The following is a 14,497-nucleotide window of genomic DNA, read 5'->3' as shown; positions in this document are numbered from 1 at the left end:
TTTGAGATAAGTGAATGGCACTCAACGATAAACAAGAAATGTTTTGTCGCGAGTACCTCATCGATTTAAATGCCACACAAGCGGCTATTCGTGCGGGGTATAGTGAGAAAACTGCTAACGCACAATCAAGCCGACTGTTAATAAATGTTAACATTCAAAATAGAATTAAAGAACTTAAAACAAATAGGAATGAGCGTGTTGAAATAGATGCTGATTATGTCCTTATGAGGTTAGTTGAAATTGACCAAATGGATGTACTGGATATTCTCACTGAGAACGGTGACTTAAAACCCATCAAGGATTGGCCTAAATCTTGGCGAACCACACTAAGTGGTTTAGATATCATGTCCATTTCTTCGGGTGAAGAAGATACTGAAGCATTGCTTAAGAAAATCAAATGGCCTGATAAAGTGAAAAACTTAGAACTATTAGGTAAGCATGTCAAAGTGCAAGCATTTAAAGAGCAAATCGAAGCTAAAGTTAAGAATGAGCATAACATCATGCTGGTTTCATCTTGTGACAATGTGGATGACTGGGAGAAATCGGCACAGCAGCAACAAGGCGAGGTACTCGGTGGATGAAGTACAATGTCGTTTGGAAACCTTTACCCGGATCCCAATCGTTATCTCTAAGTTGCCCCTGTAACGAAATATTGTATGAAGGAACACGAGGCCCCGGCAAAACAGCGGCTCAACTGGCTCGTTTTAGGCGTAATGTTGGCGTGGGTTATGGCTCATTTTGGCGTGGTGTTATATTCGATACGGAATACAAAAACCTTGGTGACATCATCACGCAATCAAAACGTATGTATCGACTGTTTAAAGACGGCGCTCGCTTTTTAGCATCAGCCTCGGAATTACGTTGGGTATGGCCTACAGGTGAAGAGTTGCTATTTCGTTTTGGTAAAGAAGCGGATGATTATTGGGATTACCACGGACAAGAGTTCCCTTTTATTGGTTTTAACGAGTTAACCAAGCAAAAATCATCTGAATTTTATGAAATGATGTTTTCCTGTAGGCGTTCATCGTTTAGGCCAGAAGATTATCCACTGAAAAACGGTTCACTATTGAGGCCTATCCCGCTTGAAGTTTTTAGTACCACTAACCCCTTTGGCATCGGTCATACATGGGTGAAAAAACGCTTCATCGAACCTGCGCCGCGCGGAACGGTTATCCGTGAAACCCAAAAAGTATTTAACCCACAAACTGAGCGGGAAGAAGATATTACATTAACCCGCGTGGCTATTCATGGTTCCTTTAAAGAAAATCCTTACCTAGATCCTGTATATATTGCGACTTTAATGTCAATTAAGGATCCCAATCGTAAAAAAGCATGGGTGGAAGGTTCTTGGGATGTGACGAGCGGTGGGCGTTTTGACCATCTTTGGAATGCAACTCATCACGTTATTAAGCCGTTTCGAATACCTGATAGTTGGATTGTTGATCGTTCCCATGACTGGGGGGAGTCAAAACCCTTCTCTAATCTGTGGTGGGCGCAATCAGATGGTACAGAAGCCACATTACCAGATGGTCGTAAATTTTGCCCTCCTGCTGGCTCCTTAATTTTGATAGGTGAATGGTACGGTTGTCCGCCTGATGAATTGAATAAAGGGCTGAACATGTCATCAACCAACGTTGCTAAAGGCATTAAGTGGATTGATGAGCGCTTGGTTGGATTAGATGCTGTTATTCCTCACGAAATAACCCAAGGCGGTATTACGCAAGGGCAATTAAACATCATGCCCAATATCTGTAAAAAAGTGATTAAAGGCCCTGCTGATAACTCTATCTATACCCCTAACGATGACGAGGACTCCATCGCACAAAAAATGGAGACTCAAGGTGTCGAATGGATGAAAGCAAACAAAAACCCCGGCTCTCGTATTAACGGAGCGTCTTTATTTGCTGACATGCTAGAGGCGGTGGTCGAAGGTAAGAAAACAGAGTCAGGAATGCCAGAAAAGCCAGCCTTTTATGTGTTTGACTATTGTCGCGGGTGGATCAGCCGAGTTCCTGTTTTAGTTCGAGACTCTAAAAACCCTGATGATGTAGATACTGAGCAAGAGGATCATGATTGGGATGCTACTCGCTATCGTGTACTTCATAAGCCATATAAACCTACCGGAACAGTAACTAAACTTAGGATATAAACTATGCCTGATATTTCAACTCCCAACCTTGACTATAACGATATGGTTGAGGCTTGGGATATCAATGATGCATTAATGGGCGGAACGTTGTATATGCGCACATTAGGCGAGCAATACATGCCTAAATGGCCTAAAGAAGATAATGATTCTTACAAGGAAAGACTCGCAACAGCAACATTATTGCCCGCTTATGAAGAAACCATTAATCAGAACGTAGGGCGTGTTCTTGCGGCACCTATTGTATTGAGTGAAGAAACTCCGCCTGAAATTGTTGAAATTGCCACTGATGTTGATATGGAAGGCAGTCGCCTTGATGTATGGGCACAGCAATTCTTCTATATCGCATTACAGTATGGTTTGGCGCATGCATTGGTTGATTATCCCAGAGTGGATTTGGACCTAGTCAAAACCAAAAGTGATGAAAAGAAGCTCGGGGCTAGGCCGTATGTAACTATGCTTAACCCTCGTCAGGTGATTGGTTGGAAATCCGAAACCAAAGGTGGGAAAACATACCTGACTGAACTGCGCGTGAAAGAAATTATTACGGTAGATGGTGATGACTTCGGGCAAACAAAGGTAGAGCAGATACGCCACATTATGCCCCGCAAAGTTGTTATTTATCGCCGAAATAAAGGTAAAGATGGGAATGACATATGGGTACCCCATGAAGAATGGAAAACTTCGCGTGATGACATTCCGCTAGTCACGCTTTATACAAAACGTACAGGATTTATGCGTGGGTCACCACCATTGCTTAATTTAGCTATTTTGAATATCAAACACTGGCAGAGCCAAAGTGAACAAGACAACATCTTGCATGTTGCACGGGTTCCTTTATTGGTGGCTTATGGCTTGAATGACGGTGCAGAACTCACTATCGGCTCATCATCAGCAACGAAATTTGATGATAAGACTAGGGGTGGGCTTGAATATGTTGAGCACACTGGATCTGCTATTGGCGCCGGTAAAGAATCCATTGCCGATTTAGAACAGCAAATGCGCCAAGCCGGTGCAAAGCTGATCAAAGGTGATAACACATCGACAAAATCTGTCGAGCAAACCAACGAAGAGAAAATGCAGGAAAACTCGCCACTCTACACGATGGCGATTTCGCTTGAGGATGCGCTTGATAACATTCTACAGATTTTTGCTGAGTACAAAGGACTTCCCGCGGGCGGCAATGTGGATGTCAGAACTGAGCTTGAAATCAGCGACAAAGAGATTAACTCAACAGCCGCGCTGGCGGTTCAAGCCTTGCGCCAAGGTGGTGATATTCGTCGTATTGACGCGATTCGCGCATTACAAGCGTTAGGTTTAATTGACCAAGATACCAAGCCTGAAGAGGTTATTGATGAGTTAAAAAATCAAGATCCCTCATTCATGGAGTAGCGTATGGCGACAGCAAATGACTTTATCCAAAATGAAAGTATTGCTCACGCCATTTGGGTCAGTCGGTACAGCACTGGCGTGGCTAAGCGAATCGTTAAATTACTTAACCAGAGCGATGCAGAGCTAGTGGCTCGGCTTTTGGTAGCGATGGATGGATTAGATTCTAAGAACTTCACTGTTGAGCGACTAGAAAGCCTGTTGGGTAGTGTGCGAGAAGTCAATAAACAGGCGATTGATTCTATTCATGCTAACCTATCTAGTGAGATGTTAGCTTTTGCACAACACGAAGCCGGTTATCAGTTATCGTTATTTGCTACCGCGATCCCTGAGCAAGTGATTAAGCAGGTTTCCCTGCAAAGTATCTCTGCACAACAAGCCTATTCCGCTGCCATGTCTCAACCCTTTCAAGGCCGATTATTGAAAGGTTGGATGAAGAACCTTGAAGCAGACCGCATGGCCAGAATATCAAATGTGGTGAGACAGGGCTTTTTGTTGGGTGATACCACCGAGCAGATAGCCCGAAAGGTGCGCGGTCATGCCAATAAAGGCTATCAGGATAGTGTGTTGCAATTAAGTCGCTCAAATGCCATTAGCATTACCAAAACGGCATTAGGACATATGGCGTCTGTGAGCCGTGATCACTTTGCTAACGCAAACAGTGATATCGTCAAAGGTAAACGCTGGATATCAACACTGGATAATCGAACGACACCAGAATGCCGAATTCGTGATCAGCTTATGTACACGATGGATAACAAACCGATTGGCCATAAAATTCCGTATCTGCAAGGACCCGGAAAACTGCATTTTTGCTGTCGTTCGACTGAGGTACTTGTTTTGAAATCTGCAAAGGAGTTAGGGCTTGATATTCGCGATATTCCTAACAGCTCCAGAGCCAGTATGGATGGGCAAATCCCCTCTGAAATTAATTACGCGGATTGGTTGAAAAAACAAAAGCCAGATAGACAAGATGAAATACTCGGTAAAACTCGCGCATCACTCATGCGTAACGGTGGTTTATCGTTTGATGAGTTTTATACCGACAAAGGTGAGTATTTATCACTAGAGCAACTTAAACGAATAGACAGTGAGGCGTTTCGTCGCGCTAGGCTGTAAAGCCAACTGATTACCAAGACTCCTAACGGGGTCTTTTTTTATACCTGTTATTGGGCGGATGCCACATAACGAACGGTCGGATGACCTTTTAAAGCCGGAAGGCGAGGAAGATGATATGAAGTTAAAGACAGTCGAAGTGAATGGTAAAAGTTACGCTGAAATTGATGATAAAGGCTTTCCTATTTATCAGCACGATGATGGTAAAGAAATCGGTTTCGATGCGGCGCAAGCAGTTAGCAAAATTACATCATTGAACGGTGAAGCCAAATCACATCGTGAAGCCAAAGAAGCGGCGGAAGCGAATCTGGCTAAATTCGCGGGTATTGAAGACCCCAAAAAAGCATTGGAAGCCATTGAGACGCTAACTAAAATTGACCAGAAGAAACTGATTGATGCTGGTGCAGTGGATCAAGTTAAAGCCGATATTACCAAATCATTCCAAACCCAATTGGATGAAGCTAATAGCAAAGCCAAAACACTTCAAGAGCAGCTTTATAACTCGATTATTGGTGGTAGCTTTGCAGGATCTAAATTCATCACCGAAAAGATGGCTATTCCTGCCGACTTTGTTCAAGCCCGCTTCGGTCAATCATTCAAAATTGAAGACGGTAATGTCGTGGCTTATGACCCATCAGGTAACAAAATTTATTCTCGTGCTAAGCCAGGTGAGTTAGCGGGCTTTGATGAAGCGCTGGAATTCTTAGTGGAGCAGTACCCGCAAAAAGATCACATTTTAAAAGCCTCTGATAATAGTGGCATGGGCACAAAATCAACTCAGCATCAAGCAGGGCAAAAAACAATGAAGCGTGCAGCATTCAATACGTTAAGCCCAGTAGAACAAAGCTCTACAGTCAACAACGGTATTACAATCGTAGATTAACCCTCCAGATGCCTTTCGGATGATCGGCATCGTTAGGTCTGGATAGGCCATCAAAAAAAACAAATCATATTTAAATCGATAAGGAACAATACATGTCCAATACATTAACACCGCTTATCCCGACGATTTATACCGCACTTGATACGGTTTCTCGGGAGCAAGTCGGTTTTACCCCTGCGGTATCACGCAATGCTAAAGCAGACGCAGCAGCTAAAGGCCAAACAGTTCGAGCTCCGGTTACAACGGGGGCAACCGCGGTCGATATCATTCCTGGCGCTGTTGCACCCAATGATGGCGATCAATCGATCGGTAGCGTAGATGTTGAAATCACCAAGTCCAAAATGGTACCTGTCAAATGGAATGGTGAAGAACAGCTTGCGTTAGGCCCTACTGGAACTTACAACACCATTCTTGCGGATCAATTTAAACAAGCATTTCGTACGTTATCTAATGAAGTGGATTCAGACCTTGCAGCACTTTACTACGCATCTTCTCGTGCGGTAGGTGAAGCGGGTAAAGCACCGTTTGGCGTAGCGGGTGATTTAAGTGATGCGGCAAATGCCCGTCAAGTGATGAGCGATAACGGAGCACCAACCACCGATTTACAGATGGTACTCGGGTCTTCTGCAATTGCTAACTTGCGTGGTAAACAGTCCGTTCTGTTCAAAGTGAACGAATCCGGTACCGATACATTATTGCGTGAAGGTGTCATCGGTCGCTTAGAAGGCTTCAATATTCACGAATCCGCGAATATTAAAAAACACGCTTCTGCTGCAACCGGCTATTTGGTAAATGGCGATAAAAAAGAAGGCGACATCATCATTGCGGTGGATACGGGGACGGGGGCTTTCAAAGCTGGTGATACCGTTACGTTCGCTGGGGATGCTCATCAATACGTTATTGCTGCAGCGACAGCATCAACCATCACTCTAGCGGCTCCGGGCTTGCGCCAAGATTTAGCCGATGACACGGTTATTACGGTACTGGGTACTTATACGGCGAATATGGCCTTTGATCGTGGAGCATTCCTACTGGCTGCACGTACGCCAGCAATGCCAGAAGGTGGGGATACCGCAGATGATGTCATGAATGTGACTGATCCAAAGTCGGGCATTACCTTCCAAGTGGCGCTCTATCGCCAATATCGCCAAGTGCGTTATGAAGTTGGTTTGTCATGGGGTGTTGCACCGATTAAGGCAGAGCACAGCTGCATTATTTTAGGTTAAATCATAAAGGGGCTTCGGCTCCTTTTTTTCTTTGGAGGAATCAATATGGCTAAAAAACCAAAAAATATTGACGAAACAGAGCTAGGTGAACAGGCTGCCGAGCGGCAAGTTGAATTGATTGCTATGCACTTGAATGGTATCGATGCGGATGTTCACCCTAATGAAGTTGAACGCTGGACGAATGAGGGCTGGCAAGCTAAGTAAGGGCATTTCATGGTCGAATATATCACGATTGAGGATGTCGATTTAAAACTGGGGACTGATTGGGCTGAAAAGTCTAAAAAGCCTAAATCAGTACTATCAGCCAACGCATGGCTAACCTCACTGAATCTTCGAGATTTTGGTCATGGTGATATTCCTGATGATGTAAAACAAGCGGGTGCCTATGCGGCTGAGGTTGCTTCTAAAGGTAAACTTTATCAGCAAGCGGATAGCGGTTCGCTGACCAGTAAAACGGTTAATGCTGATGGAGCTTCAGTGTCTAGATCCTATGCGGAGTTAAATTCAGGCAGTACGACACGTTTAGACCCCGACTTGCAACTGGCGTTAGCGCTACTTAGCCGATATGGAGTTAATACTCAACAAGTGCGATTGCGTAGGGGGTAATAATGGGGCTTCGTGACGAACTACAAGCCGAATTAGCAGCAGCATTTGATGATGACCTCGCGGATGCCGTCAATACGTTTGATGGGAAATACATTATCAAAGGCGATGATTGGGATCCTGTTACAGAAACCAGCACTGATACGGTTATTGAGTATTCAGGGAGAGGTGTTTTATCGCGCTATGCGACCTCAAAAATTGATAACGTAAATATCCTTATGGGGGATTTAAAACTCACCGCATTAACCAATGAAGTCACTGGCACACCTCAAGTTAACCATACTATCACGACAAAAGACCTCGTCACTCACGAGTTGAGAGCGTACACCGTTAAATCGGTGGGGACTGACCCAACAGGCGCGACATACTCCATTCAATTAAGAGGGGGATAATATGGCGAAGCAAAGCTGGTCTATTCCTCCCTCTGCATTCGCGGGACTTGTTGAAGCCGATGTAAATCGAAAAATGCGCGTTATCGCTATACAGTTATTGACTGAGATTGTGCAACGTTCACCCGTTGATACCGGGCGATTTCGCAATAACAATGCGGTGAGCATTCAACATCCTGATTATAGCGAAACTGGCTTTACGGGAGGGGCAAAGTTAGAGCGTGGTTCAAGCAGTGGTGTACAGGCGTATTCGATGGGGATAGGTAAAATAGGCGAAGCCAGTCGAGAGCGTTTTCCTGTCATCTATATTCAAAACAATCTTCCCTATGCTTCAAGTCTTGAAAATGGTCATTCTGGCCAAGCGCCTGAAGGGATTTATCGGTTGTCATTCGAAAGCATAGCACAGGCATACAAATGACATTAACAGAAATTAGAAACGCCATCACTCAACGAATGACGGCGCAGACCGCTATTGCTAAAAACGATGTGAGACACTCGAACGGTAGGCCATACGACCCAACAGGGAAATCTATTTGGGCACGTTTAACCATCAAACATGGCTTATCAGGCACACAAGAAATTGGAAACGGTCCTGTCGTTCATCGTACCGGTATCGCGTTCATTCAATTATTTGTTCCCTTGGAAACGGGCACGCTTTTTATCACTCAAATTGCAGATCAACTGAGAGAGTTATTTGAAAACCAAACCGATGGTCAGTTGGATTATTTTTCAGTGTCTGCTGATGATATTGGTGATGAAGGGCATGGCTGGTATCAATTTAATCTATCCATTCCCTATCGCGCACTCTAGGAGGCTAAATGGCATCAGGTGCAAAAACGGTCACGGCTTTTATCCGTGAGACAACGACTGGAACCACTCCAACGAGTGGTGTCTGGAATTTATTAACACGAACAAGCTACGGAGTTAAGCCTACGCAGAATACGTCTGATAATGACGAAATCGGCGGAACTCGAATGGCACAAGGTAAGTCACTCACAACCGTTGATGTGGGTGGTGATGTCGGCGCTAAGTTTCGTTATGGTCAACACGACGATTTTCTTGCGTCTTGTTTTGGTGCTGAGTGGGTTAATAATGCACTGACTATGGGCGATTCACGCATTACTTTTTCACTTGCAACTTACGCCTCTGATATCGGTGTTGCTTCGATTGCTCGTGGTTGCCAAGTTGGTTCAATGCAAATTGAAACCCCTGCCGATGGAGACGTAACGGTAACAGTGACTTTCGCGGGGCTAGATTTTGACTCTAAAGGTGATGGTACTAAGTATTATACTGAGCCGGTCGATAATGCAGGCAAGTTGCGTTACAGCTTCAAAGAGGTCACTAACCTTAAACTGAATGGCATCCAAGGCGGTAACGGCTTCTGTGTGGATTCCTTTAGCTTGAATTTTGACAACAATATGCAGACGCAACGCTGCATTGGTACAGGTTCGCCATTTGCAGGAGCGAACATCCCGACCACCTTTACGCCATCGGGTACGATTACCCTCTCCTGGTCTAAAGCCGCTTGGGAAATTTGGAAAAAAACGCTAACGGGTGAAACTATCCCGTTTGAATTCACGCTGCAAAATGCGGAAGGGGGCTATACCTTCTTGTTCCCCGCAGTACAAATTGATGGCGATTGGCCTGATGGTGGTAACACTGACATTATTCAGGTTCAACTCAATATTACAGCAGCAGACACACCACCAACCATTACACGCATCCCACTCGTTACGGGTGATGACGATTAATTATCTCGCCCGTTAATTCGGGCTTTTTCTTGCTAAAGGTAAATCAATGCTAATTATTAATAAAGAGTCAAAATTGGAAGTAACAAAATGGATTGAGCCACAAGAAGGTGTGAAATTGCTGATCGGTTCGATTGAAAACGAACAGTATCGTTCGACAAGTGCAACCATCTACCGCCATATTGACCGACTCGATAATAAATTAAACGTGGGTACCCCTGAATTTGATTTAACTAAAATTGATATCACGCAAACGCCTGACGATTTATTAATGGCTACAGTTGCGCGTTATTTATTGAAAGATTGGCAGGGTGTGGGTGAGCAAGATATTAATGGTAATCAAATAGCCATTGAATACTCGCCTGAGCGTGGGGCTATACTATTAAAGCAAAACCCTGAATTTTACTGGAAGATCCTTAATGCGGCGATTGAATTAGGCAAAGAAGAAACTGAAAACGTGGCTGATACCGTAAAAAAGCACTAGATGCTCAGAAGTGGTTGACTGAGTTTGGTGGTGAGCTAGGTGATAAGGCCAAGTGGAAGCGAAAGCAGCTAGGCCTTCCCGACATTCCTGCCCCTAAATTTGATGGTGTCATTAATGAGCTTTTAATGGCTTACGGTATTATCGGTCGCAACCGTCGATATGCAGGTATGACAGCATGTCCATTACCTCTATCACTTGGCGATATCGACCAGTATCTAACATCAAAACCCACAGCAATAAGCCGCAAAGAATTCGATGCGGCTATTTTTGCGCTTGATGATCTATTCCGTGAAGAATGGATGAAAGAGCAGGAACGGAAGGATAAAAACGATACTTAGCATTAGGTAAGTTTTTTCAATTTATTTCTTAGTTTAGGTTTTACATCCAATTGCTTCAACTATTTGCTAATATTCAATCATTGATAATTAAAAGGTATTGATGATGAAAAGAATATTAGCAGTGGTTGCTGTGGTTGCTTTGCTAACAGGGTGTGACAGTAAACCAGATGCCCCGTTCGGTTTGAAGTGGGGGCAGAGCATCGATAGCATCAGTTTTATTAAAGATGGTGATTGTGAGAAAAAACCAGAAACAACGGTGTGCGTGTTTGGTGCAGAACAGCCATTTAGTGAACTTTCATATTACAATTCATTAAAATTTGATAAAGCCGGATTATTTGAAGTGGAGTCGATGTTTATTGGAGGTCAAGATTATCTACCTGATTTTAAAGAGTTTGGAAATAAACTGAGCCAAGAAATTGATTACTTAAAATCTATAGGGTTTAACCAAGATGCGCTAACTAATATCTCTGATAAATGCAAAGAATCAGATAGCTGCAATAATATTAAAGAAGCTTCTGAAAGTAGCTATGGAAAATCAGAGGTATGGATATGGGAAGAACCTAACCGAAAGGTTCACCAATTAACAGTTATTTTTAATAAATAACTAGCAAATCAATCAAATTAACCCTGCCAGTTGGCGGGGTTTTTTCGTTCTAGGAGATAGAAATGACTGAGCAGACCTCAAGGCTAGCAATAATTCTAGACAGTACGGGAGCTAAGCGTAACTCAGACACTTTGGCTACATCACTAGAACGATTAACCGCACAAGGTGAAAAAGCCACAGGGTCAACTGATGAACTAGGATTTTCCTTTAAACGCCTTGCAACGTCAGCTGCAGGTGCTTTATCAATTGGGATTGTTATTAAAACGGTCGATGAATGGGGGCAGGTTGCAGCGCGTATGAAAAACGCCTTGAGATCTGTTGAGGGTGATATTAAAAATTACTCAGCTATTCAGGAACGATTTTTAACTATCAGTAATCGCAATGGTAAAGATATTGCTGACACTCAGTTACTCTATATTGGTGCAGCTACAGCAATGCAGGAACTTGGTTATAGCACAACTCAGACAGTCGATTACATTGAGTCTCTTTCATCTGCAATGACCGCTAATGCTTCAAGTGCTAATGAAGTTTTATCTATGCAGAATGCACTTAATAAATCAATGGTTGCTGGAAGGGTTGCAGGGGAAAACTGGAATTCAATAATGAATGCCACACCTACATTATTGTGGGATATAGCTAGACAGCTAGAAAAGCAAAACGGTGGTATTAAAGTTACTGAAATGGAAGTTAAAAAACTTGCATCGGAAGGCAAGATATCATTCAAGTTATTTGCTGATGCAGTAATGGCTGCTAAAGATGCAAATAACGCGTTAGCTGACTCTATGGATAATACCTTTGCTGATGGTTTGACTCGCATTACCAATTCAGTCAAAGCCTATTACGGGGAAATGAACCAAAGTCTAGGCATTACTCGCTCAATGTCAGCAGGTTTGGCAACTGTAAGTGATAATTTCGATGAAGTGGCTACAACATTAACGGCATTAGTCGGAATTGGCGCAGCTCGTTACTTTGGTAATTTGTCTAGCAGTATTTATGATTCAACCAAAAAAGCCGCTGAGAACGCATTAACAAATCGTAAGCTTGCGGTGGATAAAGTTAATACTGCAAGGGCAACACTGATTCAGGCTCAGAATGAAAAAGCGGCAGCAATAGCAGCAATTGAATCCACTAAAGCACAGCAAGCAGCCGCGACTAAGGAAGTTCAGCGTATTTCGCTAAAGACACAATTAGCCAACCAAACAGCAGTACTTACAGCGGCGACAAAAGCTGAAACAGTCGCAACTACTGAGTTGGCAGCAGCGCAGGGTAGGTTGAGCGTTGCCAATAATCTAGTTAAGGGCGGCTTGGCGTTAGTTGGTGGGCCTATTGGATTAGCTATGTTGGCGGCAGGTGGCATGTATGCATTTGCTACGAGTATGCAGCAGGCAAAAGCTGATGCAATAGATTTATCGCGTGGGCTTAGTGGGTTAATTGAAAAGCTCAAGGAGATGACTCGTGAGCAAAAGCTTATCAAGATTGGTGATCTTGAAAACTCCTATGTCGCTTTAGAGTCTGCAATAAGAAAAGCAGAGCAAGCAAAGGCGGAGGCTTTCAGAGGAACTTTTGGTAAGGCTCAAGCGATAGAGAAAGAGACTGTTGGCACTAGAGAGCACACAAAGGCTGTTGAGGAAGCCGAACGAGCGCAAAGGAAATATGAGGCCGCATCTGCAAGTCTTTCTGTAGCTAAGGATGATCTGAGTCGAGCGCAAAACACAGTCAAATTAATTCAAGCTGATTTGAATGGTACGTTACAACAAGGCGCTGACTTATTAAGAGCGCACACACAAACAACTCTTCCCAATGGAGCTGCGGCATTTAAAAGCTTTGGTTTCGATGTAGGAGTTGCAGCCAACGCACTAGGTCGATTTAATGCGGCATCCTTACAGCTTAATTTTACTGATGGCGGCGCAAGGCTTAAGAAACAGCTGGAGCGTGATATAGCGCTAGCTAAAAAAACAGGTGAGGCAAGGGAGCGACTAAGAGCTCAGTATGCAGCTGAGGACGCAGGAGAAACTAGACCTGAAAATATTAAGGTTTTAGAAGATGCTGCCGCTGAATTGTATAACCTTAACAAAGAAAACAAGGAATTAAGTAAAACAACCAAACAAAGTCGTGATGCTGGACAGGAAATGCTCAAGCAGTTGAGGGAGCAAGCTTTAGCAATTGAAGATCAGCTTAGGTACTCAGGTAAGTTAACAGATGCAGGGTTTCAGCGTTTATCGTTTGAGCGCCAAATTGCAGCCATTAAAGCTAAAGGAAGCAAAGCAACCGATGATGAAAAGTCATTATTAGCAAATCAAGGTTTGGTTTTGGCTGCTTATAAAGAGTTAGAGGTCAGGCAAGAAACCGCTAAATTAATGGAAGAGTATCGTAGCCAGCAGACTAGCATTTACTCTGAAATGAAAAAAGGTAATACGCTGCTTGTAGAGAGGCTAACACTACTTGATAAGTTAAAAGCCGCTGGAAAACTAACGGATAGTGAATACGAGACATCGCGCAATAATGCTATAAAAAATACCAAGCCAACATTGCCACAAAGTGTAACGAGTGTGACAGGTAATTTATTGCCTACAGGTGGTGAATTATCGGGTACTTGGGGCGGTATGCAACAGCAAATGAATGAGCTTCAAAAAGCTCAAGAAGCTGTTAACCAATGGCAAGAACAACAATTGGAATCCTACCGCCAATATTATGAGGGGAAAGCAAATCTAACCGCAGAATATGAGGCGAGAATTGCTGAAATTCAAAAAACAGCGCGACAAGCAAATGATCAGATAGAGGCTCAGCGTCGAGAAATAAACCGAGCAGCGACTGAATCCATTATGGATAGTATCGTATCAATTACACGTGATGGTTTTGGTGAGCAATCAGCGGTATACAAAGCGGCGTTTGTTGCTAACAAAGCATTTGCGATAGCTCAATCTATGTTATCTATCCAACAAGGTATAGCAATGGCCGCGGCAAATCCGTTTCCAATGAACTTAGCAGCTATGGCCTCGGTAGCAGCGCAAACTGCAAGTATTGTGTCAAATATTCAAGGTATCGCACTTACTGGTATGGCACATAATGGTATTGATAAGGTTCCGCAAACGGGCACATGGTTATTGGAAAAAGGTGAGCGAGTTATGACTCAAAACACCTCGGCGCGACTAGATAAGATGCTAGAAGACTTATCTAAATCGATGACGCCAGACCAATACGCTATGAAAAACATTCACCCAGCTAACCAGACGACGAATAATAGTAATCAGGAGTCAATGACACAAAATAACATTACCGTGCATTCAGCTCCGATCACTATACAAGGTAACCCCGATAATAAAACTATTGAATTAATAGAGCAGTCACAGAAAAAGGCAATAAAGCAAGCTATTGATGTGGCAGCTGCTCAAATTATTAAAGGAGATGGTAAGTTAGGAAATGCTATGCGTGGTACATACAATGGGCGTAAAACAGGCTAACTAGGTTCGGGTCGCTCTCTTGTATAAGGGAGTAACCACTTTTCCTATGTTGAGAATCCCACGTAAAGATCATAAGATAAGCAAAGTTTTTTTAATTACACGCTTGAGAA

At 43.4% G+C, this 14,497-nt stretch carries 16 protein-coding genes; all 16 read left to right on the top strand.

Features of this window, described 5'->3' with window-relative positions:
* The first annotated feature begins 14 nt into the window (after positions 1-14).
* The 16 genes from M1E96_RS12600 to M1E96_RS12525 all read left to right on the top strand — a co-directional run bounded on the left by M1E96_RS12600 (position 15) and on the right by M1E96_RS12525 (position 14,387).
* A complete protein-coding gene (locus M1E96_RS12600; protein ID WP_369427077.1) occupies positions 15-581 on the top strand; it encodes a terminase small subunit in 567 nt (188 codons plus the stop codon).
* A complete protein-coding gene (locus M1E96_RS12595; protein ID WP_369427076.1) occupies positions 578-2,149 on the top strand; it encodes a terminase in 1,572 nt (523 codons plus the stop codon). The genes M1E96_RS12600 and M1E96_RS12595 overlap by 4 nt, the downstream gene beginning before the upstream one ends.
* A gap of 3 nt (positions 2,150-2,152) precedes the next feature.
* Positions 2,153-3,538 carry a DUF4055 domain-containing protein gene (locus M1E96_RS12590; protein ID WP_369427075.1) on the top strand — a complete coding sequence of 462 codons (1,386 nt, stop codon included), beginning with the start codon at positions 2,153-2,155 and terminating at the stop codon, positions 3,536-3,538.
* Between the two features lie 3 nt (positions 3,539-3,541).
* Positions 3,542-4,654, top strand: coding sequence for a phage minor head protein (locus tag M1E96_RS12585; RefSeq protein ID WP_369427074.1), 1,113 nt, complete (start codon positions 3,542-3,544; stop codon positions 4,652-4,654).
* A 115-nt stretch (positions 4,655-4,769) separates the two neighbouring features.
* Entirely contained in the window at positions 4,770-5,534 is a 765-nt protein-coding gene (locus tag M1E96_RS12580) for a DUF6651 domain-containing protein (protein WP_369427073.1), read from the top strand.
* A 92-nt stretch (positions 5,535-5,626) separates the two neighbouring features.
* Positions 5,627-6,760: a P22 phage major capsid protein family protein gene (locus M1E96_RS12575; RefSeq protein WP_369427072.1), complete on the top strand. Its 1,134-nt coding sequence runs from the start codon at positions 5,627-5,629 to the stop codon at positions 6,758-6,760.
* Between the two features lie 45 nt (positions 6,761-6,805).
* Positions 6,806-6,964, top strand: a complete 159-nt coding sequence (locus tag M1E96_RS12570; RefSeq protein WP_369427071.1) for a hypothetical protein — start codon at positions 6,806-6,808, stop codon at positions 6,962-6,964.
* Between the two features lie 9 nt (positions 6,965-6,973).
* The gene (locus tag M1E96_RS12565; protein WP_369427070.1) at positions 6,974-7,366 is read left to right on the top strand and encodes a protein singed; all 393 of its coding nucleotides are present in this window, start codon (positions 6,974-6,976) and stop codon (positions 7,364-7,366) included.
* 2 nt (positions 7,367-7,368) lie between these two features.
* Positions 7,369-7,755 (top strand): glutamate 5-kinase, encoded by a 387-nt coding sequence (locus M1E96_RS12560; RefSeq protein WP_140187724.1) that lies wholly within the window; start codon positions 7,369-7,371, stop codon positions 7,753-7,755.
* A 1-nt stretch (position 7,756) separates the two neighbouring features.
* A complete protein-coding gene (locus M1E96_RS12555) occupies positions 7,757-8,170 on the top strand; it encodes an HK97 gp10 family phage protein (protein WP_369427069.1) in 414 nt (137 codons plus the stop codon).
* Positions 8,167-8,562: a phage tail terminator-like protein gene (locus M1E96_RS12550; protein ID WP_369427068.1), complete on the top strand. Its 396-nt coding sequence runs from the start codon at positions 8,167-8,169 to the stop codon at positions 8,560-8,562. Before M1E96_RS12555 ends, M1E96_RS12550 begins: the two co-directional genes overlap by 4 nt.
* A gap of 8 nt (positions 8,563-8,570) precedes the next feature.
* A complete protein-coding gene (locus tag M1E96_RS12545) occupies positions 8,571-9,503 on the top strand; it encodes a phage tail tube protein (protein ID WP_349493209.1) in 933 nt (310 codons plus the stop codon).
* Between the two features lie 46 nt (positions 9,504-9,549).
* Positions 9,550-9,984, top strand: coding sequence for a hypothetical protein (locus M1E96_RS12540; protein ID WP_349493210.1), 435 nt, complete (start codon positions 9,550-9,552; stop codon positions 9,982-9,984).
* 14 nt (positions 9,985-9,998) lie between these two features.
* Positions 9,999-10,322, top strand: a complete 324-nt coding sequence (locus tag M1E96_RS12535) for a hypothetical protein (RefSeq protein ID WP_369427067.1) — start codon at positions 9,999-10,001, stop codon at positions 10,320-10,322.
* Positions 10,323-10,425: 103 nt separating this feature from the next.
* Complete coding sequence (locus tag M1E96_RS12530) at positions 10,426-10,926, top strand: hypothetical protein (protein ID WP_369427066.1); 501 nt, start codon at positions 10,426-10,428, stop codon at positions 10,924-10,926.
* 62 nt (positions 10,927-10,988) lie between these two features.
* Positions 10,989-14,387: a tape measure protein gene (locus M1E96_RS12525; RefSeq protein WP_369427065.1), complete on the top strand. Its 3,399-nt coding sequence runs from the start codon at positions 10,989-10,991 to the stop codon at positions 14,385-14,387.
* The last annotated feature ends 110 nt before the right edge of the window (positions 14,388-14,497 follow it).

The organism is Providencia sp. PROV236 (assembly GCF_033676985.1).
Taxonomy (GTDB): Bacteria; Pseudomonadota; Gammaproteobacteria; order Enterobacterales; family Enterobacteriaceae; genus Providencia; species Providencia manganoxydans.
The sequence above is the reverse complement of the archived record's forward strand: the minus strand, read 5'-3'. Positions and strand labels throughout refer to the sequence as shown.